At 67.6% G+C, this 22,564-nt stretch carries 27 protein-coding genes; 22 read left to right on the top strand and 5 right to left on the bottom strand.

Annotated elements, in window-relative coordinates; genetic code table 11:
* Positions 1 to 3 precede the first annotated feature (3 nt).
* Together KAK88_RS08880 and KAK88_RS08875 are read left to right on the top strand one after the other, a co-directional pair.
* Complete coding sequence (locus KAK88_RS08880) at positions 4 to 459, top strand: (R)-mandelonitrile lyase (protein WP_242076371.1); 456 nt, start codon at positions 4 to 6, stop codon at positions 457 to 459.
* Positions 456 to 1,202, top strand: coding sequence for an SDR family oxidoreductase (locus KAK88_RS08875; RefSeq protein ID WP_242076370.1), 747 nt, complete (start codon positions 456 to 458; stop codon positions 1,200 to 1,202). The genes KAK88_RS08880 and KAK88_RS08875 overlap by 4 nt, the downstream gene beginning before the upstream one ends.
* Before the next feature lie 261 nt (positions 1,203 to 1,463).
* Here the strand turns inward: KAK88_RS08875 and KAK88_RS08870 are convergent, their stop codons facing one another.
* Positions 1,464 to 2,753 carry an ATP-binding protein gene (locus tag KAK88_RS08870; RefSeq protein WP_242076369.1) on the bottom strand — a complete coding sequence of 430 codons (1,290 nt, stop codon included), beginning with the start codon at positions 2,751 to 2,753 and terminating at the stop codon, positions 1,464 to 1,466.
* Positions 2,754 to 2,791: 38 nt separating this feature from the next.
* Positions 2,792 to 3,445, bottom strand: coding sequence for a response regulator (locus tag KAK88_RS08865; RefSeq protein ID WP_161638734.1), 654 nt, complete (start codon positions 3,443 to 3,445; stop codon positions 2,792 to 2,794).
* Between the two features lie 62 nt (positions 3,446 to 3,507).
* Here KAK88_RS08865 and dsbD point away from each other — a divergent pair, with 62 nt between their 5' ends.
* From dsbD to KAK88_RS08810, 10 genes are all read left to right on the top strand, one after another.
* Complete coding sequence (dsbD, locus tag KAK88_RS08860) at positions 3,508 to 5,400, top strand: protein-disulfide reductase DsbD (RefSeq protein ID WP_242076368.1); 1,893 nt, start codon at positions 3,508 to 3,510, stop codon at positions 5,398 to 5,400.
* Positions 5,397 to 6,191, top strand: coding sequence for a TlpA disulfide reductase family protein (locus tag KAK88_RS08855; protein WP_161638732.1), 795 nt, complete (start codon positions 5,397 to 5,399; stop codon positions 6,189 to 6,191). Before dsbD ends, KAK88_RS08855 begins: the two co-directional genes overlap by 4 nt.
* Positions 6,192 to 6,213: 22 nt before the next feature.
* Positions 6,214 to 6,888, top strand: a complete 675-nt coding sequence (locus KAK88_RS08850) for a DsbA family protein (RefSeq protein ID WP_161638731.1) — start codon at positions 6,214 to 6,216, stop codon at positions 6,886 to 6,888.
* Positions 6,889 to 6,896: 8 nt separating this feature from the next.
* Positions 6,897 to 8,324, top strand: coding sequence for a bifunctional metallophosphatase/5'-nucleotidase (locus tag KAK88_RS16050; protein ID WP_161638730.1), 1,428 nt, complete (start codon positions 6,897 to 6,899; stop codon positions 8,322 to 8,324).
* A gap of 11 nt (positions 8,325 to 8,335) precedes the next feature.
* Positions 8,336 to 8,953, top strand: coding sequence for an SAM-dependent methyltransferase (locus KAK88_RS08835; protein ID WP_242076367.1), 618 nt, complete (start codon positions 8,336 to 8,338; stop codon positions 8,951 to 8,953).
* Positions 8,954 to 8,982: 29 nt separating this feature from the next.
* The gene (locus KAK88_RS08830) at positions 8,983 to 9,507 is read left to right on the top strand and encodes a DsrE family protein (protein ID WP_128718846.1); all 525 of its coding nucleotides are present in this window, start codon (positions 8,983 to 8,985) and stop codon (positions 9,505 to 9,507) included.
* 99 nt (positions 9,508 to 9,606) lie between these two features.
* Positions 9,607 to 10,257 (top strand): peroxiredoxin, encoded by a 651-nt coding sequence (locus KAK88_RS08825; RefSeq protein WP_161638728.1) that lies wholly within the window; start codon positions 9,607 to 9,609, stop codon positions 10,255 to 10,257.
* A 64-nt stretch (positions 10,258 to 10,321) separates the two neighbouring features.
* Positions 10,322 to 11,221 carry an MBL fold metallo-hydrolase gene (locus KAK88_RS08820; protein WP_161638727.1) on the top strand — a complete coding sequence of 300 codons (900 nt, stop codon included), beginning with the start codon at positions 10,322 to 10,324 and terminating at the stop codon, positions 11,219 to 11,221.
* Positions 11,221 to 11,994, top strand: coding sequence for a substrate-binding domain-containing protein (locus KAK88_RS08815; RefSeq protein WP_161638726.1), 774 nt, complete (start codon positions 11,221 to 11,223; stop codon positions 11,992 to 11,994). Before KAK88_RS08820 ends, KAK88_RS08815 begins: the two co-directional genes overlap by 1 nt.
* A gap of 35 nt (positions 11,995 to 12,029) precedes the next feature.
* A complete protein-coding gene (locus KAK88_RS08810) occupies positions 12,030 to 13,523 on the top strand; it encodes a L,D-transpeptidase family protein (protein ID WP_161638725.1) in 1,494 nt (497 codons plus the stop codon).
* A gap of 3 nt (positions 13,524 to 13,526) precedes the next feature.
* Here the strand turns inward: KAK88_RS08810 and KAK88_RS08805 are convergent, their stop codons facing one another.
* From KAK88_RS08805 to KAK88_RS08795, 3 genes are read right to left on the bottom strand one after another with little or no spacing between them, the layout of a single operon-like run.
* Positions 13,527 to 13,922, bottom strand: a complete 396-nt coding sequence (locus KAK88_RS08805) for a cupin domain-containing protein (RefSeq protein ID WP_242076366.1) — start codon at positions 13,920 to 13,922, stop codon at positions 13,527 to 13,529.
* A 25-nt stretch (positions 13,923 to 13,947) separates the two neighbouring features.
* Complete coding sequence (locus tag KAK88_RS08800; RefSeq protein WP_161638723.1) at positions 13,948 to 14,367, bottom strand: ArsR/SmtB family transcription factor; 420 nt, start codon at positions 14,365 to 14,367, stop codon at positions 13,948 to 13,950.
* The gene (locus KAK88_RS08795; RefSeq protein ID WP_242076365.1) at positions 14,364 to 15,023 is read right to left on the bottom strand and encodes a peroxiredoxin; all 660 of its coding nucleotides are present in this window, start codon (positions 15,021 to 15,023) and stop codon (positions 14,364 to 14,366) included. Before KAK88_RS08795 ends, KAK88_RS08800 begins: the two co-directional genes overlap by 4 nt.
* 104 nt (positions 15,024 to 15,127) lie before the next feature.
* On the opposite strand from KAK88_RS08795, the gene KAK88_RS08790 reads away from it, so the two are divergent.
* From KAK88_RS08790 to KAK88_RS08750, 10 genes are all read left to right on the top strand, one after another.
* Positions 15,128 to 16,069, top strand: a complete 942-nt coding sequence (locus KAK88_RS08790; protein ID WP_161638722.1) for an MBL fold metallo-hydrolase — start codon at positions 15,128 to 15,130, stop codon at positions 16,067 to 16,069.
* A gap of 12 nt (positions 16,070 to 16,081) precedes the next feature.
* On the top strand, positions 16,082 to 16,516 hold the full coding sequence (locus KAK88_RS08785) for a YeeE/YedE family protein (RefSeq protein ID WP_161638721.1): 435 nt from the start codon (positions 16,082 to 16,084) through the stop codon (positions 16,514 to 16,516).
* Complete coding sequence (locus tag KAK88_RS08780) at positions 16,513 to 16,932, top strand: DUF6691 family protein (RefSeq protein ID WP_242076364.1); 420 nt, start codon at positions 16,513 to 16,515, stop codon at positions 16,930 to 16,932. The genes KAK88_RS08785 and KAK88_RS08780 overlap by 4 nt, the downstream gene beginning before the upstream one ends.
* Positions 16,933 to 16,961: 29 nt before the next feature.
* Entirely contained in the window at positions 16,962 to 17,384 is a 423-nt protein-coding gene (locus tag KAK88_RS08775) for a TIGR01244 family sulfur transferase (protein ID WP_161638720.1), read from the top strand.
* Complete coding sequence (locus KAK88_RS08770; protein ID WP_161638719.1) at positions 17,381 to 18,658, top strand: NAD(P)/FAD-dependent oxidoreductase; 1,278 nt, start codon at positions 17,381 to 17,383, stop codon at positions 18,656 to 18,658. The genes KAK88_RS08775 and KAK88_RS08770 overlap by 4 nt, the downstream gene beginning before the upstream one ends.
* Positions 18,659 to 18,666: 8 nt before the next feature.
* Positions 18,667 to 19,461 carry a sulfite exporter TauE/SafE family protein gene (locus tag KAK88_RS08765; protein ID WP_161638718.1) on the top strand — a complete coding sequence of 265 codons (795 nt, stop codon included), beginning with the start codon at positions 18,667 to 18,669 and terminating at the stop codon, positions 19,459 to 19,461.
* A 9-nt stretch (positions 19,462 to 19,470) separates the two neighbouring features.
* Complete coding sequence (locus KAK88_RS08760) at positions 19,471 to 20,898, top strand: cytochrome ubiquinol oxidase subunit I (RefSeq protein WP_161638717.1); 1,428 nt, start codon at positions 19,471 to 19,473, stop codon at positions 20,896 to 20,898.
* Positions 20,888 to 21,889, top strand: a complete 1,002-nt coding sequence (cydB, locus tag KAK88_RS08755; RefSeq protein ID WP_161638716.1) for a cytochrome d ubiquinol oxidase subunit II — start codon at positions 20,888 to 20,890, stop codon at positions 21,887 to 21,889. Before KAK88_RS08760 ends, cydB begins: the two co-directional genes overlap by 11 nt.
* Positions 21,889 to 22,017 (top strand): hypothetical protein, encoded by a 129-nt coding sequence (locus KAK88_RS16045; RefSeq protein ID WP_277928781.1) that lies wholly within the window; start codon positions 21,889 to 21,891, stop codon positions 22,015 to 22,017. The genes cydB and KAK88_RS16045 overlap by 1 nt, the downstream gene beginning before the upstream one ends.
* Before the next feature lie 71 nt (positions 22,018 to 22,088).
* Positions 22,089 to 22,490 (top strand): methyltransferase family protein, encoded by a 402-nt coding sequence (locus tag KAK88_RS08750; protein ID WP_242076363.1) that lies wholly within the window; start codon positions 22,089 to 22,091, stop codon positions 22,488 to 22,490.
* Positions 22,491 to 22,564: the final 74 nt, after the last annotated feature.

Here is a 22,564-nt window from a genome sequence, read left to right as displayed (position 1 = left end):
CCCATGCAGACGCAAGGAGACGCACCCGTCATGGACATCACACGCAAGGCCGACCAGACCACAAGCGTAGGTTCGCCTGACTTCTTCACCGGCCGCGTGACCATTAGCGGCCAGTTCCAGCGCGAGGCGCCCTCCCGCGTCGGCGGCGCCATCGTCCACTTCGAGCCCGGCGCCCGCACCGCCTGGCACGTCCACCCGCTGGGCCAGACCCTGATCGTCACCGAAGGCGTCGGCTGGACCCAGATCGAGGGCGGACCGAAGCTGGAATTCCACGCCGGCGACATCCTGTGGTGCCCGCCCGAGCACAAACACTGGCACGGCGCGACGCCGCACGAGGCCATGACCCACATCGCCATCCAGGAAAGCCAGAACGGCTCTCCCGTCACCTGGATGGAGCATGTGACCGACGAACAGTATCTCGCCGACACGTCGGCCACAGAAGCAAAGGCCGATCAATGACCGACAACATCACAGGCAAGACCGTCGTCATCACAGGCGCATCGAGCGGCATGGGCGCGGCGGCAGCCCGTCACCTGGCCGCAAAGGGCGCGGCCGTCGTCCTCGGCGCGCGCCGCACCGACCGCATCGACGCCCTCGTGGCTGAGATCACCGAAGCAGGGGGCAAGGCCATCGCCGTGGCGACGGACGTAACGAAGCGGGACGACCTCCAACGACTGGTCGCGGCCGCCGTCGAGACCTATGGCCGCATCGACGTGCTGATCAACAACGCCGGCGTCATGCCCCTGTCGCCGCTAGAGCGGGTCAAGGTCGACGAATGGGATCAGATGATCGACGTCAATCTGAAGGGCGTCCTCCACGGCGTCGCCGCCGCGCTGCCGCACATGATCGCCCAGAAGTCCGGCCACATCATCAACGTCTCGTCCGTCGCGGGCCACAAGCTGTTCGGCGGTTCGGCGGTCTATTCCGCGACCAAGTTCGCGGTGCGCGCCCTTTCGGAAGGCCTGCGTCAGGAGATGGCGCCCCATAATATCCGGACCACGACCATCTCCCCTGGCGCGGTCAAGACTGAACTCCTCGATCACATCAGCGAGACGGACGTCCAAAAGGCCAACCAGGATTATGTGGGTCAGATCGGCGTACCTGCCGAAACCCTGGCCCGGCTGGTCGCCTTCGCCATCAACGAACCCGAGGACGTTGGGATCAACGAGATCCTGTTTCGGCCGACGGCTCAGGAACTCTAAGTTCAGCAGCCGCTTGCCGGGTGATCGCCAGATCGCCCGGCAATTCCGGACAGAAGGAGGCTGGAAAATCCTATGGGTTCGGTAGCGCCTACCTTCTCAGAAGCGCCATGAGGGGCGGTCGAACCTCAATTTCTCAGAAGCGCCAACAGCGGACATTGGTTTGTAGCCCAGAAGTGGACGTTCGGACAAAACGGGCTTCAACATCCGCCGCCGATCCTTCGCAGCCCTTTTAGCTTGCGGCCCGGAATGCCGACATATTCGTCAATCGATCGGTGTGGTTGAGCTGCGCACAAACCCCGGAGCCTGCTCCGGAATCGTCACCTCAACACGAAGCCCCCCATCTGCTGACCGGAGAAACTGCACCTCGCCCCTATGGGCCCTCACAGTGGCGAGGACGATAGAGAGGCCCAGTCCGCTTCCCCCTAAAGGCGCATTCGACGCGCGGAAGAAGCGCCTACCCAACCGATGTAGATCCGAGAAGGCCACCCCCGGTCCGTCGTCCTCGACGATCAAGCGTCCGGAAGTCGGGTCGTAGCTAATTAGGATTGAAGACTCTGCGTGCGCCTGTGCGTTGGCGAGGAGATTTGCGGCCGCCGCCCCGAAGCGATCCGGATCCACGTTCAGCAGGGCGTCACCTTCGACGATCGACACCCGGGAATCGCCTTCCGCTCCCGCAAACAGTGATCGGAGCGTCACCCAGCGACGATTTTCATCGCTAACCGGCATCTCGTCCGCTCGCGCTAGGGCGAGAAGCCCCGTGACGAGGCGGGCGGTGCGATCGACGGAAGTCTGGATCTGCTCCAGAGCGTGGCTTCGAACGGCAGGTTCCGAAGACGACGCCGCAATCTGCGCCTGGACACGCAGGCCCGCCAGAGGGGTACGCAACTCGTGTGCGGCGGCGGCCGTGAACTCGGCCTCGCGACGCCGCGCCGCACCAAGGCGTGACATCAGGTCGTTCAGCGCCAGGGCAAAGGGACGGAGTTCGCGGGCGTCCGGGGAGACGTCCAACGCCGTCAGATCTTCCGCATCCCGTACCGCAAGGCTGCGTGTCATTTGTCGAATAGGGGCCAGCCCCCGCCCAACCGACCACCAGATCAGCACGCCCAGCACCAGCAGACCGAGGACCGCCGGACCGATCAAGGCGGTGACGACATTGCCGACCAGATGTTCGCGAACGGCCAGATTGTCCCCGACCATGACCCGGAAACCGGCGTCACGATCATGCACAGCATAGACGCGCCAGCGCTCGCCCCGGATCGTGCGCTCAGAAAATCCGTCGCCCCTTTCCGACAACCGCTCGGCAGGCGCGCTTTGCGACCGACCGATCAGATCGCCTTCAAGCGACCAGATCTGGCAGGAGAGCTGACGGTCGTAGACATCGGCGGCCCCGGTGTCCGGAGCCTGGATCGCCGGGCGCACGCTGCCGGCCTGCATCAATGACGAAACCATGCGGGCCGATTCCATCAGGCGCCGGTCCAGCACCCGTTGCACTTCGGACCGGGTCTGGATTTCGACCCAGACGACCGCGCCGCCCCAGACCAGGGCGGTCACGAGCGCGAGGGTGGCGAACAGACGCAGGCGAATGGAGCTCATTGCAGGGTGTATCCCACGCCGCGCACGGTGCGGATGAAGCCGGCTCCCAACTTGGCCCGCAGATAGTGGATATGCACTTCCACGGCGTTGGAGCCGATCTCCTCCTGCCAGCCGTACAGGCGTTCTTCCAGCTGGCTGCGCGAGAGGACCTGTGCGGGCCTTTCCATCAGCGCCTCTAGGATGGCGAACTCACGTCTCGAAAGGGGCAGGTCCCCCTCTTCACGCCAGGCCAGACGCGACTTGGGATCGAGGGTCACCCCGCCGTGGCGCAAGGCGGGGGTCGAACGTCCGAGCAGGCGACGCCGCACCGCGCGCAATCGCGCGGCCAGCTCGTCGAGATCGAACGGTTTGCCGACATAATCGTCCGCGCCGGCGTCCAGACCCGCGATTCGGTCCCGACTGTCGTCGCGCGCCGACAAGACCACCACGCCGACGTCCATGTCGCGCTCTCGAACGAAACGCAGCACCGATAGGCCGTCGCCGTCCGGAAGACCCAGGTCCAGCACGACCGCATCGAACGCCGAGCTTTCCAGCGCCGCGAGGGCGTCCTCGACCCGCCCGACGACCTCGACCGTCCAGCCGCAGGCGCTGAGCCCGACCTGGAGGCCGTCGGCGAGGACGGGATCGTCTTCTATGGCGAGCAATCTCATGCGGTGTGACGTGCAAGCTCCGGCTTAAGCCTGACTTAAGCTCGCTTGCCGACGAGATGGCCATGAGGTTTTTCCGCCGACTGCTGCCCGCCGCTCTCGCAATCCTGTCCTTCGCCCTGCCGGGTTCGGCTCTGGGTCAGGCTCCGCTTTCGCCCGACAAGGCCTTCGCTCTGACGGTGACGCGTGAGGCTGACGGCGACCTGGCCTTCGCCTGGGACATTGCGCCTGGCCATTATCTCTACCGTGACCACACCGTCGCCAGCACGCCGGGCGGGAAGGAGTCGCTGCCGCTGGAGCTGGCCGCTGGCGAAACCAAGGACGATCCGGGCTTCGGCGTCGTCGACGTCTGGCATGACGCGGGTCGCGCGACCCTGTCGGCGCGGACGTTGACGCAGGCGGGCGAGCCGACGTCGGTCAACATCACCTATCAGGGCTGCCTTGAGGACTCGATCTGCTACCCGCCGATGACGCGCACCATCGACGTGCCGACCCGGCCGCAGGCGGACGTGGCCGCGCGGGAGACCGATGCGCAGACCGCACAGGCTGCGGCCATGCTGGCGATCCACGCGCCGGACGCTGCACCCGCGCCCGCGAGTGAGGAAGGCGCGTCGGCGCCTTCGCCAGTCGCGTCATCGCCGGCGGTCACTCTGGACGCCAACCCGGGCTTCGTCGATCGCCTGGCGCTACAGGGCGGGGCGACCTGGGTCCTGCTCGCCTTCTTCGGTTTCGGCGTGCTGCTGGCCTTCACGCCCTGCGTCTTTCCCATGTATCCGATCCTGGCCGGCGTCATCGGACGCGGGGTGGACGGGCGCGGTACGCGCCGAGGCCTGATGCTCTCGGTCGCCTATGTGCTGGGCCTTTCCATCGCCTTCGCCCTCCTGGGCGTCGCGGCCGCCTGGTCCGGACAGAACCTGCAGATGGCGCTCCAGTCGGTTTGGGCCGTGGGCGCTCTGGCTGTCGTCTTCGTCATCCTCGCCGCCTCCATGTTCGGGGGCTTCGAGTTGCAACTGCCCTCGACCTGGACCAGCCGCCTCTCCCGCGACGGCGGCGACGGCCGGCGGTCCCTGCCCTCAGCCGCAGGTCTGGGCTTCGTCTCCGCCCTTATCGTGGGCCCTTGCGTGACCGCGCCCCTGGCGGGCGCCCTGCTCTATATCGCCCAGACCGGCGACGTTGGGCTGGGCGCGGCGGCCCTGTTCTTCCTGGGCCTGGGCAAGGGGGCGCCCTTGATCGTGTTCGGCACGGTCGGCGCGCGCTTCCTGCCCAAGGCCGGGCCGTGGATGGACCGGGTGAAGATGCTGTTCGGCTTCATCTTCCTGGGCATGGCCTGGTGGCTGGCCAGCCGCATCCTGCCGCCGACCGCGACGCTGGCTCTCGGCGCGGCGCTGGCGCTCGGTCTGGCGGCGGCCCTCGGCCTGTTCCAGCCGCTGAGCCCGAACCTGAGAAACGGCGTCGCCCGTGTCGCCGGCCTGGCGGCCGCGACCTGGGGCCTGTTGCTGCTCGTCGGACTCAGTCTCGGGGCGGACGACCCGTGGCGCCCGCTTGAGCCTCTGGCGCGTCCCGCCGGAGTCGCAGCCGCCGCGCCGGTCGAAACCGCGGCGGTCGTGCTGGATCAGACGGCGCTGGACCGCGCCGTCGCCGATGCCGGCGCGCGCGAACGTCCCGCCCTGGTCTATTTCACCGCTGATTGGTGCGTCAGCTGCAGGGTGATTGAGCGGACGGCGTTCGAGGACCCCGCCGTCATCGCCGGCCTGTCGAACACCGATCTGATCAAGGTCGACGTCACGCGCAGCACGCCCGAGGCGCGCGCGCTTCTTGAGCGGTACGGGGTGGTCGGGCCGCCGACAATGATCTTCCTGTCGCCCTCGGCCACCGAGGCGCCGGGCAGCCGACTGATCGGAGAGATGTCGGCCCAAGACGTCGCCTCCGCCCTGCAGAGCGCCGGAGCCGCCGCATGAACGCCATCACCCTGGGCCCGCTCGTCCTGTCGGGAGAGCGGTTCGCCATAATCGCCGGCGTGTTCGTCTTCATGATCGGCGCCGGACTGCTCGCCAGCCGGGTCAGCCCGCGCTTCAACCTGTGGAGCACGGTTCTGGTCTTCGGCGGTCTGGCCGCCGCCCGCCTCGGTCACGTGGCGACGCACTGGGAGTATTTGGGGGCCGACCCGTGGCGAGCGCTCGCGATCTGGCAGGGCGGGTTCAGCTGGATCTGGGTCGCGCCGGTCGTGATCCTGACCACGATCCTGCTGTTGCGCACGACGCGCGAACGCGCCTGGGCCATTGCGCCTGTGCTGGCCAGCGCCCTGGTTTGGACCACCGCCCATCAGTTGGCCTCGGCGACGCAGCCCATGGCGCCGCCCGCCCTGACGCTGGCCGCGATGGACGCCCCGCCCGTCAATCTATCCGCTCCGGGCGACCGGCCCACGGTGATCAATCTCTGGGCCACCTGGTGCCCGCCCTGCCGGCGCGAGATGCCGGCTTTGGCCCAGGCCGAAAAAGCCCATCCGAATGTGCGCTTCCTCTTCGTCAACCAGGGCGAGGGCGAAGCCGGCGTTCGGGCCTTTCTTCAGAGCCAGGGGCTGGCCCTCGACCATGTGCTGTTCGACGAGGCCATGGCGGTGCCGCGCCACTACGGCACGGCCGGCATTCCGGTGACCCTGTTCCTCCACGCCGACGGCCGTCTAGCCAAGGCCCACATGGGGGAAATCGCCCCCGAACAGATCGCGACGGAAATCGCGCGTCTGCACTGACCCCTCGCCTCACGGAGCTTCCATGAACCGCACCTTCGCCCCTGCCCTCGCCGCCGTCCTGGCGCTCGCCGCCTGCGGCCCCGCCGACGCCGACAACGGCGCGGCGCCCGCCAGCCCTTCCGCCGCCTCTGGACAAGACATGCCGGCCATCGCCCAGGTCGGCTTTAACGACCTGCTTCGCGATCCCGCCGCGCCCTTCATAGGCGCCGAGAATGCCGATGTGACCATCATCGGCTTCGTCGATTACAACTGCCCCTACTGCAAGAAGATGCAGCCGGAGATCGACGGCCTGCTGAAGGCGGACCCCAAGGTGCGCGTCCTGTACAAGGACTGGCCGATCTTCGGCGACGTCTCGGAGACCGCCGCCCGGACCGCCCTCGCCGCCGGTTACCAAGGCAAGTACGAGGCCGTCCATAACGCCTTCATGCTGTCGCCGTCGCGCATCGGCGACCAGGCGGACATCACCCGTCTGGTCCAGTCGGCCGGCGTGGACATGGCGCGCCTGAATCAGGACCTGGCCGATCACCGCGCTGACATCGACGCGGTGCTGGACCGAAACGGCCGAGAAGCGGCGGCCTTGGCCCTGCAGGGCACGCCCGCCTTCATCATCAACGGCAATCTGATCCCCGGCGGCATGCCCCAGGCGCAACTCGAAGCGGTGATCGGTCGTATCCGCTCCGGACAACCGCTGCGCTGAGGCCGACCATGACCACCCTGACCCTGCTCCAGCTGAACGACCTGCACGGCTATCTCGAGCCGCATCCCGAACTGGTGCGCACCGAAGGCGGCTGGCGGTTCGAACGGCTGGGCGGGGTCGCCCGCATCGCGCGCCTCTTCGAAGAGGCGCGCGCCGAAGGTCCATGCCTGACCCTGGACAACGGCGACACCTTCCATGGCACGCGGGTCGCCGTGGGCAGCCGGGGCGAGGCGCTGGTTCCGATCATGAACGCCCTGAAGATCGACGCCATGACGGCGCACTGGGAGTTCGCCTATGGCCCGGCGGGGTTCAAGGCGTTGGCGGCGGGACTGGATTATCCCGTCCTGGCCGCCAATGTCTTCCGCAAGGATGACGGCGCGCCGGTGTTCGACGGGCGATGGGTGTTCGAGCGCGGCGGTCTGAAAATCGGCGTGATCGGCCTGGCCTGCCCCATCGTCGACAAGACCATGCCCCCCGCCTTCTCCGAAGGCGTGCGGTTTGAAATGGGTGTGGCCGAAGCCCGCGAGCAACTGCACCAGCTCCGCGAGGAAAAGGTCGATCTGGTCGTCCTGCTGTCGCACCTGGGCTTTCCGCAGGATCTCAAGCTGGCCGCCGAAACGCCGGGCATCGACGTGATCCTGAGCGGTCATACCCATAACCGCCTGCACGAACCGGCCCGCGTCGGCGACACCCTGATCATCCAGTCCGGCTGCCACGGCGCCTATATCGGCCGGCTGGATCTGGAGATTGCAGAGGGCCGCGTGTCCCTGCGTCGCCATCGGCTCGTAGCCGTGGACGCTGGCCCCCAAGACGATCAAGTCGCCGGCCTGGTGGAGACGGCCCTGGCACCCGAGCGCGAGCGTCTGGCGCGCATCGTCGGCCGCACCGCCATTCCTCTCCACCGCTACGCCATGGCCAGCGCGCCGATGGACGACGTCCTGCTGGCGGCGGCAGCGCAGGCGGCGGGCGTGGACATCGCCTTCTCGAACGGCTGGCGCTACGGCGCGCCGGTCGCGCCGGGTCCGGTCACTCTGGGCGACCTCTACAATATGGCGCCGATGAATCCGCCGATCTCGCGCACGACGCTGACCGGGGCCGAGTTGAAAGCGATGCTGGAAGAGAATCTGGAGCGCACCTTCGCCGCCGACCCCTACGCGCAGATGGGCGGCTACATCAAGCGCTGCCGGGGTCTGACGGCCTTCGTGAAGCTCGAGAATCCGAAGGGACAGCGCCTTGATCGTCTGCTGGTCGGGGACCGCCCTGTCGAGCCGGAGGCGGACTATCCGGTGGCCTTCGTCACCGCCCAGGGCGTGCCCGAACATTACGGGCGGGACCGCCGGACGCTCGACATCGACGCTGTGGGCGCGCTTGAATCCTGGTTCGCCGAGCATACGCCTGGCGAGACCGAACTGCCCGCCAGCGTCCTTATCATCTGAAGGAACACCTTATGGACTCCGTCGCCGCCCGCGACTTCTGGAACAGCCGCTACGATCGCCAGGACTATCTGTTCGGCGAGGCGCCCAACGCCTTCCTGGCTGCTCAGGTCGCGCGACTCCAGCCCGGCATGACCGCTCTGGCGGTCGCCGACGGCGAGGGACGAAACGGCGTATGGCTGGCCGAACAGGGCCTGACTGTCACCACCACGGACATAGCCCCACGCGCGATCGAGAAGGCGTGCGCCCTGGCCGAGCGACGCGGCGTCACACTGGACGCCCAGTTGGCGGACCTCGAGACCTGCGCCTGGCCGCAAGATGCGTTCGACGTCGTGGTCGCCGTCTTCATTCAGTTCGCCCCGCCTGCCCGACGCGACCGAATTTTCGAGCGTATGAAGGCGGCGGTGAAGCCTGGCGGCCTGATCCTGATGCAGGGCTATCGGCCAGAACAGATCCCCTATGGAACGGGCGGTCCGGGGCAGGTCGAGAACCTCTACACCGAGGCGCTGCTCCGCGACGCCTTCGCCGACTTCGACATCCTGCATCTGAAAAGCCACGACAGCGACGTCTCCGAAGGCGCCGGCCACAGCGGCCGGTCCGCCCTGATCGATCTCGTCGCCCGCCGTTCCTGACCCCCAGCGCCCGCACACCGGAACCCGCCATGAAAACCCTCCTCCTCGCCCTGTCCCTGGCCGCCTCCCTGGCGGCCTCCCCAAGCTTCGCCCAGGCTGTTTCAGGCTTCGGCGGCTTCAAGCCCCTGCCCGAGGCCGGCGAACAGCCGGATCCGTCGCGCGTCTATCGGGTCATCTTCGACGTGTCCCAGGGCGGTCCGGACGACAGGCCGCTGAAGGGACTGGATCGCGTTGCGCGGCTGGCGAATATGCTGGCGGCGGGCGGCGTGGACGCCGACCATCGTCAGATCGTGGTCGTCCTGCACGGCGCCGCCACCCCTGCGGTCCTGTCCGACGCCGCCTGGGCCGCGCGTGGCAAGGGCGACGCCAATCCCAACAGCGCCCTGATCCGCAGCCTCATCGCCGCCGGCGTCCAGGTTCGGCTGTGCGGCCAGGCCATGGCGGGGAACGGCATCGCGCAAGCCGACCTCGCACCGGGCGTGAGCGTTGATCTCGCCGCCCTGATGACGGTCATCCACCTTCAACAGGCCGGATATGCCCTGGTTGTGAACTGACGGCTCGGCATAGGCGGAACCTTCCCTCGCCATAAGAACTATTAGTTTGTGTAAGTGTGTATGTAAGTGTTCAATGGGGCGTCTGAAGGAGACATCGACATGACCGGACTGCCCCGCCTCAACGAACCCGCCCCCGACTTTCACGCCCGCACCACGCACGGGGATCGCAGCCTGGCCGATTACCGCGGCAAATGGCTGATCCTCTTCTCCCACCCGTCGGACTTCACCCCGGTCTGCACGACCGAGTTCATCGGCTTCGCCAAGCACGCGGATGAATTCGCTGCGATGAACTGCGAGCTCCTGGGGCTCTCGATCGACAGCATCTTCTCGCACCTGGCCTGGACCCGGAACATCAAGGAGAAGTTCGGCGTCGAAATCCCCTTCCCCATCATCGAGGATCTGAAGATGGAGGTGGCCCAGGCCTACGGGATGATCCACTCCGGGGCGGCCGACACCTCGGCTGTTCGCGCCACCTTCCTGATCGATCCGGAAGGCAAGCTGCGCGCCATGGTCTACTATCCCATGAGCAATGGCCGCAGCATCGAAGAGTTCGTTCGGCTGCTCACCGCGCTCCAGGCGTCCGACGCCAACGGGGTCGCGACGCCTGAGAACTGGCGCCCTGGCCAACCGGCCATTGTCCCCCCACCCAAGACCGCCGAGGCGGCTGAGGCCCGCGCCTCCGAGGGTTACGTCTACACCGACTGGTATTTCTCGACGCGCGACCTCCCCGACGCCCCGAAAGCCGCCTGATCGGACGCTGGCCGGGCCGCGCAAGCGGTCCGGCCCTTTTCTTCGCAAACCAAACGGAGCCTTCATGCAGATCATCGACCACGGCGGAGCGCGCATCGCGGCGCTCCACGACAAGAAGACCGGCAGTTGGCAATATGTCGTCTCCGACCCGGTCAGCCGCAAATGCGCGATCATCGATCCGGTCTGGGATTTCGACGAGAAGGCGGCGGCGACCTCGACCCGCAACGCCGACGCCATCCTGGACTACGTCAAGGCGGAAGGCCTGACCGTCGAATGGCTGCTGGACACCCATCCCCACGCCGACCACTTCTCCGCCGCGCCCTACCTCAACGAGAAGCTGGAGGCCCCCACTGCGATCGGCGAAAAAGTCATCGGCGTCCAAAAGCTGTGGAAGGACATCTACGGCCTGGACAACGACTTCCCGGCCGACGGGCGCCAGTGGGACCGCCTCTTCAAGGCCGGTGATACGTTTGCTGTCGGCGACCTGCCGGGGCGGGTCATCTTCTCCCCAGGCCACACCCTGGCGTCCATCACCTATGTGATCGGCGGCAACGCGTTCGTCCACGACACCCTGATGATGCCCTATGCCGGCACTTCGCGCGCCGACTTTCCGGGCGGCGACTCCAAGGCCCTCTATCGAAGCATCCAGGACATCCTGGCCCTGCCCCAGGAGACCGGCGTCTTCGTCGGCCACGACTACGGTCCCGATGGCCGCGAGCCCGCCTGCTTCAGCACCGTGAGAGAGCAGAAGGCGGACAACATCCATGTCGGCGGCGGACGCGGAGAGGCGGATTTCGTGCGGCTTCGCGACGGCCGGGACGCCACCCTGCCCTTGCCGAACCTGATGCTCTACGCACTTCAGGTGAACATCCGCGGCGGGGTGCTGCCGCCGGCCGCGCCGGACGGGCGGGTATATTTCAAGATCCCCGCCAATCACTTCGCTACGCCCCAGGAGAACTCTTGATGCGTCTGTCCACACTGGCGTTGGCCGCCCTATTGAGCGCAACGGCCCTGGCCACCCACGCCCAGACGCCCGCCGATCCTCTTCATGTCTACGGTCCCGGCGGCCCCGCCCCCGCCATGCGCGAAGCGGCGAAGGCCTATGAGGCGCGCACCGGTCGCGCTGTGGCCGTGGTCGCCGGACCCACACCCCAATGGCTGGACCAGGCCAAGGCGGACGGCGACCTGATCTTCTCCGGCTCCGAGACGATGATGACCGACTTCGTCAGCGCTCTGGAGGGCCGCATCCGCGCCGAGGCGGTCGAGCCGCTCTATCTGCGAACGTCCTCTATCCTCGTGCGGCCGGGAAATCCGAACGGCATCGGCGGCCTGGAGGATCTTTTCCAGCCGGGTCGCCGAGTCCTGGTCGTCAACGGCGCGGGCCAGAACGGCCTGTGGGAAGATATGGCCGGTCGCACCGGCGACATCGCCAAGGTGCGCGCCCTGCGTCGCAACATCGTCGTCTACGCCCGCAACAGCGCCGAGGCCCGACAAGCCTGGATCGACGACCCGACGCTGGACGCCTGGATCATCTGGGGCATCTGGCAGGTCGCCAATCCGGACCTCGCTGATGTGGTCGAGGTCGAAGAGCCCTACCGCATCTACCGCGACGCTGGTGCCGTTGTGACCGAGACCGGCCGCCAGGACGCCGACGCCCAGCCCTTCCTCGACTTTTTGAAGTCCGACGAGGGGGCCGCCATCTTCGCGCGTTGGGGCTGGCGGACCGGCCAACCTTAAGCCTGCCTTAAGGTGTACCCTGCGGTGTCGGCGGCATGGCCAACCGTCGCTCCTTCACCCTGAACCGCCGACACCTGCTCGCGGCGGCCGCGGCGCCGCTTTGGGTTTCGACGGCGGCGCGAGCAGTACCCGCGCCCGCCGCCTTTGACATCACTGCCCTGACCATAGCCTTCTACGCCGCCCGCGGCGGACGCCCCGCCTGGGCGGGGCCAGCCCGCCGGCAAGCCATGGACGCCCTGGCTCTGGCGGACCGCCACGGGCTGTCGGCGCCCGACGGTCTCGCCCTGAGCGAAGCCGAACTGACCCAGGCCGTCCTGACCCTGGCCGAGGCGCTCGCTCATGGCCGGGTCGACCCGGCATCCGTCGAGACCCTTTGGGAGATGGGTCGCAACCAGGTCGATACGCCGCCGCTGCTGGCGACGGCGGTCGACGACGGAACGTTGGCCGAGACGATGGCGGGCCTTGCGCCTCAGGACCGCGGCTATCAGGGCCTGTGCGACGGCTTCCTTCGCTATCGCGCCATCGCCGACCGCGGCGGTTGGCCGCCCTTTGCCCTGGGCGCGACGATCGAACCGTTTGCGTCCGATCCCCGCCTTCCCGCCCTCCTGCCGCGCCTTCGGGTGGAAGGCGATCTGAGCGACGCCGCCGCCGCGATGGTCGGCCCGTCTGGCGGTGAATACGGCTCCGTTCTGCAAGAGGCCGTTCGGGCGTTCCAGGTGCGCCACGGCCTGGAAGCGGACGCCCGCATCGGCCCGGCGACCCAGCGGGCGCTGTCGATTTCGGCCGAGGCCCGCGCGCGCCAGATCGCGCTCAATCTGGAACGCCGCCGTTGGCTGAAGCGGGACGTCGCCCCGGAGCGGATCGAGGTGAACACCGCCGCCTCCATCATGGTCTACTGGAAGGACGGTCGGCCCGTGCATTCGATGCGGGTCGTGACGGGAGACGCGGACAATGCGACGCCCAGCCTCGAACGGCCCTTCGCCTCGGTCGTCGCCAATCCGCCCTGGACGGTCCCGACCTCCATCGCCCAGCGCGAGATCCTGCCGCGCGGCGCCGCCTATATGCGGGCGAACAACATGACGATCCAGAACGGCATGGTGGTTCAGCGCGCCGGCCCGAACGCCGCCCTGGGCCAGGTCAAGTTCGAGCTTCAGGACAGCTACGCCATCTTCCTGCACGACACCCCGTCGCGGGGCGCGTTCAATCAAAGCTTCCGCCATCTCAGCCACGGCTGCGTGCGGGTGCAGGACGCGGTCGGCTTCGCCCGCCTTCTGCTGGCGCCGGACCCCGAAAGGCTCGCCCGCTTCGACGCCGCGCTGGACAGCGGCCAGACCGTCCGGGTGGCGACCGGTCGGCCGATCGACGTGCGCCTGCTGTACTGGACCGCCTTCCTGGACGGCCAGGGCCGCGTCGCCTTTCGCGATGACATCTATCGTCGCGACACCCGTCTGGCGGAAGCGTTGGGTATCGCCCTGCACCTGCCGCGGCCCGACGACCGGCGCGCCGATGCGGACGACGTCGGCCCCTGACGGTTATTCGGTCGTGTGGCCGTCGAAGTGCTCGTGGTCGGCGGAGGCCTCTTCCACCGTGGCGTGAACCGTCCCGTCGAGATGCTCCGGCGGGCCATAGAGGGTGTAGAGCCGAAGCGGCTGGGAACCCGTGCTGACCACATTGTGCCGGGCGCCTTGGGGGACGATGACGCCGTCGTCCGCCTTCACGGGGTGACGAACGCCATCGATCCAGATTTCGCCCTCGCCCGCCTCGATGCGGAAGAACTGGTCGCGGTCGTCGTGGACCTCTTCGCCGATCTCCTGACCGGACGGAATGGCCATGAGCACGAGCTGCAGATTGTGGCCGGTGTAGAGAACACGGCGAAAGTCTGTGTTTTCTTCCGTCAGACGTTCGATATTGTCGATGAAGCCCTTCACGAGAGTCTCCTGTACGGGTTGGCCGTCAGCGACGTGCGACAGCGGTGATGCGCGCGAACTGAGCCGTGTCGCCGCGAGCCGGGGTCGATGGGCGGGGCGCCGGGGCGGCGACGCGCGCGCCGACCGCCTTCGCATCGCCGCAGAAGATTTCGTAGAGCATGCCCATCACCGCCTGGGCCCGGTCGTCGGCGATCGAATAGAAGATCGAGCGGGACTGACGGCGGGTCTTGACCAGGCCATACTGGCGCAGCTCAGCCAGCTGCTGGGACAGGGCCGGCTGTTTGATGCCCAGGTCCGCCTCGAGCTGCCCCACCGAGCGCTCCTCCTCGGCGATATGGCACAGGATCAGCAGCCGGTTGGCGTTGGCCAGCTGGCGCAACAGCTCTGCGGCCTCCGGCGCCTTTTCCTTCAACCGCTCCGTGGCGGCCGCTTGATCGTCGGTCATGCGCGGCGCTCGCGATAGTACCAGGGCGCATCGCCGTCACCATCGGCGATGGCGGCGTCCAGGGTGGTGGCGGCCGGCTCCAGCAGGGCGTCGCCGGGCGTCCAGCCTGCTGGCGTGGAGGCCGCCTCACGGTCAGACGTCTGCAAGGCGGTGACGAGGCGAAGCAGTTCATCAACCGAGCGGCCGATGTTCATCGGATACCAGCTGATGGCGCGCACCACGCCGTCGGGGTCGATCACGAAGGTGGCGCGCACCGTCGCGCTGTCGCTCGAGCCGGCGTCGACCATGCCAAAGGCTTGGCCGATGGCCATGGAGGGATCCTCGATGATCGGGAACGGCACCTTCACGCCGAAGCGGCGGTAAATGTCCTTCAGCCAGGCCAGGTGCGAATACAGACTGTCCACCGACAGGGCCATCAGATCGCAGTTGATCGCCGCGAAGGCCTCGGCCTGCCGGGCCAGGGCCACGAACTCGCTGGTGCAGACCGGCGTGAAATCCGCCGGATGCGAGAACAGCACCAGCCAGCGGCCACGGTAGTCGCTCAGGCGCTTTTCGCCCTGGGTCGTGCGCGCGCTGAAATCCGGCGCCGTGTCGTTGATGCGCAGGGCGCGCATTGCGGGGGGATAGACGGCTGGCCCGGTGTCGATCGTTTCCATAGCCGCAAGCTAAGCGCTTCCCACCGTTTCCGCTACATTAAAATACATACTTGCACGAACTATGAATGGGTATATGTGTTGGGTCACCGAAACGGAGACACGCCATGTCCTCGCCCATCCTCGATCCCGCCCGGGACCACGCCGCCGACATCGTGCGCGCCGCGCTGGGCGATCCTCGCCAGCGCCCCGTCGTCAGGTCATTCTTCGACGAGGCCACCTTCACCGTCAGCCATGTCGTGCGCGACCCTGGTTCAGAAGTGTGCGCCATCATCGACAGCGTGCTGGACTACGATCCGGCGTCCGGCCGCACCTCTCACGCCTCGGCCGACGCCCTCATTGATTACGTAAAATCCGAAGGTCTCACGGTTCAGTGGCTGCTCGAGACGCACGCCCATGCCGATCACCTGTCGGCGGCGCCCTATCTCCAGGAAAACCTCGGAGGTCAGCTGGCGATTGGCCATGAGATCCTCACCGTCCAGGCCGTCTTCGGCAAGATCTTCAACGAGGGGACCGACTTCCGCCGCGACGGCAGCCAGTTCGACCAGTTGTTCAACGACGGCGACCAGTTCGAGATCGGCGGGCTAAAGGCCACGGTGCTGCATGTGCCCGGCCATACCCCGGCCTGTCTGGCCTATGTCATCGGCGACGCTGTCTTTCCCGGCGACACCATGTTCATGCCCGACTACGGCACGGCGCGCTGCGACTTCCCCGGCGGCGACGCCGGGACCCTGTATCGCTCGATCCATCGCCTGACCTCCCTGCCGGACGAGGCGCGGGTCTTCCTGTGCCACGACTACAAGGCGCCGCCGGGCCGGACCGAGTTCGCCTGGGAGACCACCATCGGCGCCCAGCGCACCGGCAACATCCATATCCGCGATGGCGTCAGCGAGGATGAGTTCGTGGCCATGCGCACCCAGCGCGACGCCACCCTGCCCATGCCCAAGTTGATCCTGCCGTCGGTGCAGGTGAACATGAACGGCGGCCGCCCGCCCGAGCCCGAGGACAATGGGGTGCGCTACCTCAAGGTCCCGCTGAACGCGCTGTGAGGCGAGGCCCCGATGCTTGAGCCCCTCCCCTTCATCTGGCCGCTGGCCGGCGGCCTGCTGGTCGGCCTGTCCGCCGGTCTCTACCTATTGCTGAATGGGCGCGTGGCCGGGATCTCCGGCCTGACCGCCGCTGCGACCGGCCTTTCGAAAGGCGCGCCGCGCACCCTGGGCCTGCTTTTCATCGCCGGCCTGCTGGGCGGCGCGGCCCTGGCCTCGGCGCTGATCCGCAGGCCCGAGGTGCAGATCACTTCGGAGGTCTGGCTGCTGGTGCTCGGCGGCCTGATCGTCGGCTTCGGCACCCGCTGGGGCTCGGGCTGCACCAGCGGCCACGGCGTCTGCGGCCTGGCCCGCCTGTCACCCCGCTCCATCGTCGCCACCGGCGTCTTCATGGCGGTTGCGGCCCTGACCGTCTTCGTCACCCGCCACCTGTTGGGAGGCTTGGCGTGAACCGGCTGATCGTCGCCGTCCTGTGCGGCCTGCTGTTCGGCGCTGGCATGGTGGTGTCGGATATGATCAACCCGGCCCGCGTCCTGGCCTTCCTGGATGTGACGGGCGCCTGGGACCCCTCGCTAGCGTTCGTCATGGGCGGGGCGCTGATCCCCTCCGCCATCGCCTATCTGATCCGCCGGCGCATGGATGCTCCGGTCGCGGCCGACACCTTCCATGTGCCCGAGGGCCGGACCATCGACACCCCTCTAGTCGGCGGGGCCGTCCTGTTCGGCCTGGGCTGGGGGCTGGTCGGCCTGTGCCCCGGCCCGGCGCTGGCGGCCCTGACGACCGGCGCCTGGCAGGCCTTCGTCTTCGTCGGCGCCCTCGTGGCCGGCATGGCGCTGTTCCGCCTGACGCTCGACCGAAACGCCTGAACCAGAAAAGACTCTAGGGAGACAACGCCATGGATATCCGCCCCCTGGACGAGGCCCTATCCGCCTCGCCCCAGATCGCCCCGGAAGACCTGCCCGCCATCGCGGCCCAGGGTTTCCGGTCGGTGATCTCGAACCGACCCGACGGCGAGGAGCCCGGCCAACCCAGCGCCGAAGATCTGCGCCAGGCCGCCGAGGCCGCCGGCCTGGCCTTCACCCACGTTCCCGTGGTCGGCGGCGCCATCTCCGACCAGGACGTGGCGGATTTCCGCGAGGCTCTGGCCAACCTGCCCCAGCCCGTGTTCGGATTCTGCCGCACCGGCACGCGCACCACCACCCTGTGGGCGCTGGCGAACGCCGCCGCCGAAACCCCCGATCATCTGATCGCCCGCGCCAAGAGCGCCGGCTACGACCTCGGCGCCCTGCGTTCTCGTCTTGAAGGAGCCGCGTCATGAGCGCCCAGTACGCCCCCCTGGACTCCTGCGACGTCCTGATCGTCGGCGGCGGATCCGCCGGCATCGCCACAGCCGCCAGCCTCCTGCGCCGTCGCCCGGGTCTCGACGTCCGCATCGTCGAGCCATCCGAACATCACTACTATCAGCCCGGCTGGACCATGGTCGGCGCCGGCGTCTTCACGCCCGAGCGGACCCGGCGCCGCACCGAGGACCTGATCCCCCAAGGCGCCCAGTGGGTGCGGGGTTCGGTCGCGGCTTTCGACCCCATCCATGATCGCGTCGAACTGACCGACGGCCGCTGGATCGGCTATCGCATGCTGGTCGCGGCGCCGGGACTGAAGCTGGACTGGGGCGCCATTCCGGGCCTGGCGGAAACGCTCGGGCGCAACAACGTCACCTCCAACTACGGCTATGAGACCGCGCCCTACACCTGGAAGCTGGTGCAGGCGATGCAGAGCGGCCGGGCGATCTTCACCCAGCCGCCCATGCCGATCAAATGCGCCGGCGCCCCGCAGAAGGCCATGTATCTGTCGGCCGATCACTGGCGCGACCACGGCCGAAACGACATCGAGATCGAATTCCACAACGCCGGGCCCGTGCTGTTCGGGGTCAAGGACTACGTCCCGGCCCTGATGGAATATGTCCGCAAATACCGCATCGACCTGAACTTCGGATCGAAACTGGTCGCGGTAGATGGTCCTGCCAGGACGGCGACCTTCGCCGTGACGAACGCGGACGGCGAGGTCAGTCAGGTTCGACGAGAGTTCGACTTCCTGCACGTCTGCCCGCCGCAGACCGCGCCGGACTTCATTCGCGAAAGTCCGCTGGCCGCCGAAAGCGGCTGGATCGAGGTGGACGACGCCACCTTGCGTCACAAGCGGTTCGAAAACGTCTTCGGTCTGGGCGACGCCTGTTCGGCGCCCAACGCCAAGACCGCTGCGGCCGCCCGCAAACAGGCGCCCGTGGTGGCCGAGAACGTGCTGTCGCTGCTGGACGGCCAGCCGATGCGGGCGGTCTATGACGGCTATGGCTCATGTCCGCTCACGGTCGAGCGCGGCAAGATCGTGCTGGCCGAGTTCGGCTATGGGGGCAAGCTCCTGCCCAGCTTCCCGAAATGGATGCTCGACGGCACGAAGCCGACCCGTCTGGCCTGGCATCTGAAGGCCCAGGCCCTGCCCGAGATCTACTGGCTTGGGATGTTGCGCGGTCGCGAATGGCTGGCCGGACCCCACCACATCGAACTCGCCCCCCAACTTCGCCCTGCTGTCGCCTGAGCCTGATCATGGACCTGTCTCCGCTGCAATACGGCCTCGGCGCCGGCGCCGGCTCGCTCGTCGGCTTCACCCTGGGCCTGGTCGGCGGCGGCGGGTCCATCCTGGCCGTGCCGCTGATCGTCTATCTGGTCGGGGTCAAGGAGCCGCATCTGGCGATCGGCACCAGCGCCTTCGCCGTGGCCGCCAACGCCTTCGCCAATGTGATCAATCATGCCCGCCACGGCACGGTGAAATGGAAGATCGCCAGTCTGTTCGCGGTCGCCGGGGTGCTCGGGGCCTTTCTGGGTTCGAGCCTGGGCAAGGCCGTGGACGGTCAGAAGCTGCTGGCCCTGTTCGCCGTCCTGATGCTGATCGTGGGCGTACTGATGTTGCGGGGCCGTTCCGCCGGCGGCGACCCGAACGTTCAGCTTGATCGCCGCAATGCACCCAAGCTCGTCGGCACAGGCCTGGCCACGGGCGTGATGTCGGGCTTCTTCGGCATCGGCGGCGGCTTCCTGATCGTGCCCAGCCTGATAGTCTCGACCCGGATGCCGATCTACTATGCCGTCGGCTCGTCGCTGGTCGGCGTCACCGCCTTCGGCCTGACCACGGCCTTCAACTACGCCCTGGACGGCTGGGTCGACTGGCCCCTGGCGGCGGTGTTCATTGGCGGCGGCGTACTGGGCGGTTTGGTCGGCGCGCGACTGGCCAAAGCCCTGTCAGGACAAAAAGGCCTATTGAACACAGTGTTCGCCGGGCTGATCTTCGTCGTCGCCTTCTATATGCTTTACCGCAGCGCCGACGCGCTCGGCCTGATCGGGTGAGACCACACCATGGAACTTGACGCCCTGATCCTGGCGCGGATGCAGTTCGCCTTCACCGTCGCCTTCCACATCGTCTTCCCGGCCTTCTCCATCGGCCTGGCCAGCTATCTGGCTGTACTGGAGGCCCTGTGGCTGAAGACAGGGCGCGAGCTCTATCTGAACCTGTTCAAATACTGGCTGAAGATCTTCGCCGTCGCCTTCGGCATGGGCGTCGTCTCGGGTCTGGTGATGTCCTATCAGTTCGGCACCAACTGGTCGGTCTTCTCCGACAAGGCCGGGCCGGTCATCGGCCCCCTGATGGCCTATGAGGTGCTCAGCGCCTTCTTCCTTGAGGCCGGTTTCCTGGGCGTGATGCTGTTCGGCCTGAACCGCGTCGGCAAGAAGCTGCACTTCCTGGCCACCCTGATGGTCGCCATCGGCACCTTCGCCTCGGCCTTCTGGATCCTGTCGGTCAACAGCTGGATGCAGACGCCGCAAGGCTACGCCATCAATGAGGTCGGCCAGTTCATCCCGGCCGACTGGTTCAAGATCGTCTTCAACCCGTCCTTCCCCTATCGCCTCGCCCATATGCTGCTGGCGGCCTATCTGACGACCGGTCTGGTGGTCGGCGCGGTCGGCGCCTGGCACCTGATGAAGGAGCGGACCAACAAGGGCGCGCGCAAGATGTTCGCCATGGCCATGGGCATGATCCTGGTCGCCGCCCCGGTTCAGATCTTCATCGGCGACGCGCACGGACTGAACACCCTGGAGCATCAGCCCGCCAAGGTCATGGCGATGGAAGGCCACTTCGAAAGCCACCCGGACGGGGCGCCGCTGATCCTGTTCGGCCTGCCCGATCGCGAGGCCGCCACCGTCCATGGCGCGGTCGAGGTTCCGAAGCTGTCGTCCCTGATCCTAAAGCATGATCCAAACGCGCCCTTGGCCGGTCTCGACACCATCGCCCGCGCCGACTGGCCGCCGGTGGAGATCGTCTTCTGGTCCTTCCGCGTCATGGTGGGACTGGGCATGGCCATGCTGCTGCTGGGGCTATGGGGGTTGTACGCCCGCCTGCGCAGCCGCCTCTATGACGCCCCCTGGCTGCACCGCTTCGCCCTGATCATGGGACCGATGGGGTTCGTCGCCGTGCTGGCGGGCTGGATCACCACGGAGGTCGGCCGCCAGCCCTGGACCGTCTATGGCCTGCTGCGCACCGCCGACAGCGCCGCGCCTCTGGCGGCGCCTGCCGTCGCGAGCTCCCTGGCCGCCTTCGCCGTGGTCTATTTCACCGTCTTCGGCGCCGGGGTCTTCTACATCCTGCGTCTGATGAGCCATGCGCCTCATCGCGGCGAGCCGGGCGTGGCGGAAACGCCGATCCGCACGGCGGGCATCACGCCTGCCCCCGCCATCGACCCCGACCGTCCCATCACGACCGGCGAGGAGACCGATCATGAGCGTTGATCTGACCCTAGTCTGGGCCGGTCTGCTGGCCTTCGCGGTCTTCGCCTACATCGTCATGGACGGGTTCGACCTGGGTGTCGGCATCCTGTTCCCGACACTGAAGGCCGGCGATCAGCGCGACAAGGCGATGAACTCGATCGCCCCGGTGTGGGACGGCAACGAGACCTGGCTGATCCTGGGCGGTGGCGGCCTGTTCGCGGCCTTCCCCCTCGCCTATGCGGTCCTGATGCCGGCGGTCTACACGCCGATCATCGCCATGCTGCTGGGGCTGGTCTTCCGGGGCGTCGCCTTTGAATACCGCTGGCGCACGGTGCGGGCCAAGCCCGTCTGGGATGTCGCCTTCTTCAGCGGCTCCCTCCTGGCCGCCTTCTCGCAGGGCGTCACCCTGGGGGCCATCCTGCAGGGGGTCGAAGTGTCCGGTCGCGCCTATGGCGGCGGCTGGTGGGACTGGCTCAGCCCCTTCAGCCTGCTGACCGGCGCCGCCGTTGTCGTCGGCTACGCCCTTCTCGGCGCCACCTGGCTGAACATGAAGACGGATGGCGCGCTTCAGGCTCACGCCCGCACCCAGGCCTGGAAGCTGGGTCCGGCGACCCTGCTGATGATTGGCGCGGTCAGCCTGGCCACCCCGTTCCTCGACGGCGAATACGCCCGGCGCTGGTTCGACTGGCCCGGCGTGCTTCTGACGGCGCAGGTGCCGTTGCTCGTTCTGATCGTCGCGGCCGCCTTCTTCTGGACCATGCGTCAGAAGCGTGAGGTCTGGCCCTTCCTGCTGTCGCTCGGCCTGTTCGCCGTGACCTTCGCAGGGCTGGGTGTGAGCGTCTTCCCCTACGCCGTGCCCGACGAGATCACCCTCTGGCAGGCCGCCGCCCCAGCCTCCAGCCAGATGTTCATGCTGGTCGGCGCCCTGATCCTGATCCCGATCATCCTCGCCTACACCGCCTATGCCTACTGGGTGTTCCGCGGCAAGGTCGGCGACGACGGTTACCACTGATGCGTCGCGGCCCCACAAACGGACTCCGGCAGGCCCTCTGGTTCGTCGCGCTCTGGGGGCTGGGCGTGGGCGTCCTGGGCGTGGTCGCCTATCTTCTGCGCGGCGTTCTCAAGCTGGCCGGGGGGTGAGACCGCAGGCGCCGAACCGCTGGCCCTGGCCGCCGCTCATCACGGGCGGCGCCATCCTTGTCGCGCTCACCATGGCGCGTCTATGGGCCCCGCCCGCCCTCTTCCCCGGCGCCTTCGCCGCTGGCGGCCTCCTGGTAGGGCTCGCCCTTGGTCTGGACCTCTGGGCCATGCTGGAGATGCGGCGGCGGCGCGCCAACATCCTGCCGCACCGGGCGGCGACCGCTCTGGTCACGACCGGTCCGTTCGCCTGGAGCCGCAACCCGATCTATCTCGCCAACTGTTTGCTGCTGCTCGGCCTCGGCGGCCTGTTCGACAACGCCTGGTTCTTCGTGGCCGCCCCCGTCGCCGCCTTCGCCACCGACCGCCTCGCCATCCGGCGCGAGGAACGACACCTGGCGGCCCTCTTCGGCGCGGCTTGGTCCGTGTACAGGAGTCGGGTGCGCCGCTGGTTTGGGCGTCGAATGAGGTCGTGATCACACGAAGGCAGGCTATGTATTAGCGCAGTCCGAAGGCAGACCTTTTAAAGGTCCGCTTTGAGTCAGAAGCG

Source organism: Brevundimonas diminuta, assembly GCF_022654015.1.
GTDB classification, from domain to species: domain Bacteria; phylum Pseudomonadota; class Alphaproteobacteria; order Caulobacterales; family Caulobacteraceae; genus Brevundimonas; species Brevundimonas diminuta_C.
Note: the sequence above shows the minus strand (reverse complement) of the source record. Positions and strands in the feature narration are given on the sequence as shown.

Excerpts from the sequence above, each read along its gene's own strand:
- KAK88_RS08800 (WP_161638723.1), bottom strand. The coding sequence starts at position 14,367 with ATGACCGACGATCAAGCGGCCGCCACGGAGCGGTTGAAGGAAAAGGCG.
- KAK88_RS08770 (WP_161638719.1), top strand. The coding sequence starts at position 17,381 with ATGAGCGCCCAGTACGCCCCCCTGGACTCCTGCGACGTCCTGATCGTC.
- KAK88_RS08790 (WP_161638722.1), top strand. The coding sequence starts at position 15,128 with ATGTCCTCGCCCATCCTCGATCCCGCCCGGGACCACGCCGCCGACATC.
- dsbD (WP_242076368.1), top strand. The coding sequence starts at position 3,508 with ATGAGGTTTTTCCGCCGACTGCTGCCCGCCGCTCTCGCAATCCTGTCC.
- cydB (WP_161638716.1), top strand. The coding sequence starts at position 20,888 with ATGAGCGTTGATCTGACCCTAGTCTGGGCCGGTCTGCTGGCCTTCGCG.
- KAK88_RS08880 (WP_242076371.1), top strand. The coding sequence starts at position 4 with ATGCAGACGCAAGGAGACGCACCCGTCATGGACATCACACGCAAGGCC.
- KAK88_RS08760 (WP_161638717.1), top strand. The coding sequence starts at position 19,471 with ATGGAACTTGACGCCCTGATCCTGGCGCGGATGCAGTTCGCCTTCACC.
- KAK88_RS08765 (WP_161638718.1), top strand. The coding sequence starts at position 18,667 with ATGGACCTGTCTCCGCTGCAATACGGCCTCGGCGCCGGCGCCGGCTCG.
- KAK88_RS08820 (WP_161638727.1), top strand. The coding sequence starts at position 10,322 with ATGCAGATCATCGACCACGGCGGAGCGCGCATCGCGGCGCTCCACGAC.
- KAK88_RS08865 (WP_161638734.1), bottom strand. The coding sequence starts at position 3,445 with ATGAGATTGCTCGCCATAGAAGACGATCCCGTCCTCGCCGACGGCCTC.
- KAK88_RS08815 (WP_161638726.1), top strand. The coding sequence starts at position 11,221 with ATGCGTCTGTCCACACTGGCGTTGGCCGCCCTATTGAGCGCAACGGCC.
- KAK88_RS16045 (WP_277928781.1), top strand. The coding sequence starts at position 21,889 with ATGCGTCGCGGCCCCACAAACGGACTCCGGCAGGCCCTCTGGTTCGTC.
- KAK88_RS08775 (WP_161638720.1), top strand. The coding sequence starts at position 16,962 with ATGGATATCCGCCCCCTGGACGAGGCCCTATCCGCCTCGCCCCAGATC.
- KAK88_RS08850 (WP_161638731.1), top strand. The coding sequence starts at position 6,214 with ATGAACCGCACCTTCGCCCCTGCCCTCGCCGCCGTCCTGGCGCTCGCC.
- KAK88_RS08835 (WP_242076367.1), top strand. The coding sequence starts at position 8,336 with ATGGACTCCGTCGCCGCCCGCGACTTCTGGAACAGCCGCTACGATCGC.
- KAK88_RS08810 (WP_161638725.1), top strand. The coding sequence starts at position 12,030 with ATGGCCAACCGTCGCTCCTTCACCCTGAACCGCCGACACCTGCTCGCG.
- KAK88_RS08875 (WP_242076370.1), top strand. The coding sequence starts at position 456 with ATGACCGACAACATCACAGGCAAGACCGTCGTCATCACAGGCGCATCG.
- KAK88_RS08795 (WP_242076365.1), bottom strand. The coding sequence starts at position 15,023 with ATGGAAACGATCGACACCGGGCCAGCCGTCTATCCCCCCGCAATGCGC.
- KAK88_RS08785 (WP_161638721.1), top strand. The coding sequence starts at position 16,082 with ATGCTTGAGCCCCTCCCCTTCATCTGGCCGCTGGCCGGCGGCCTGCTG.
- KAK88_RS16050 (WP_161638730.1), top strand. The coding sequence starts at position 6,897 with ATGACCACCCTGACCCTGCTCCAGCTGAACGACCTGCACGGCTATCTC.
- KAK88_RS08825 (WP_161638728.1), top strand. The coding sequence starts at position 9,607 with ATGACCGGACTGCCCCGCCTCAACGAACCCGCCCCCGACTTTCACGCC.
- KAK88_RS08750 (WP_242076363.1), top strand. The coding sequence starts at position 22,089 with ATGGCGCGTCTATGGGCCCCGCCCGCCCTCTTCCCCGGCGCCTTCGCC.
- KAK88_RS08855 (WP_161638732.1), top strand. The coding sequence starts at position 5,397 with ATGAACGCCATCACCCTGGGCCCGCTCGTCCTGTCGGGAGAGCGGTTC.
- KAK88_RS08830 (WP_128718846.1), top strand. The coding sequence starts at position 8,983 with ATGAAAACCCTCCTCCTCGCCCTGTCCCTGGCCGCCTCCCTGGCGGCC.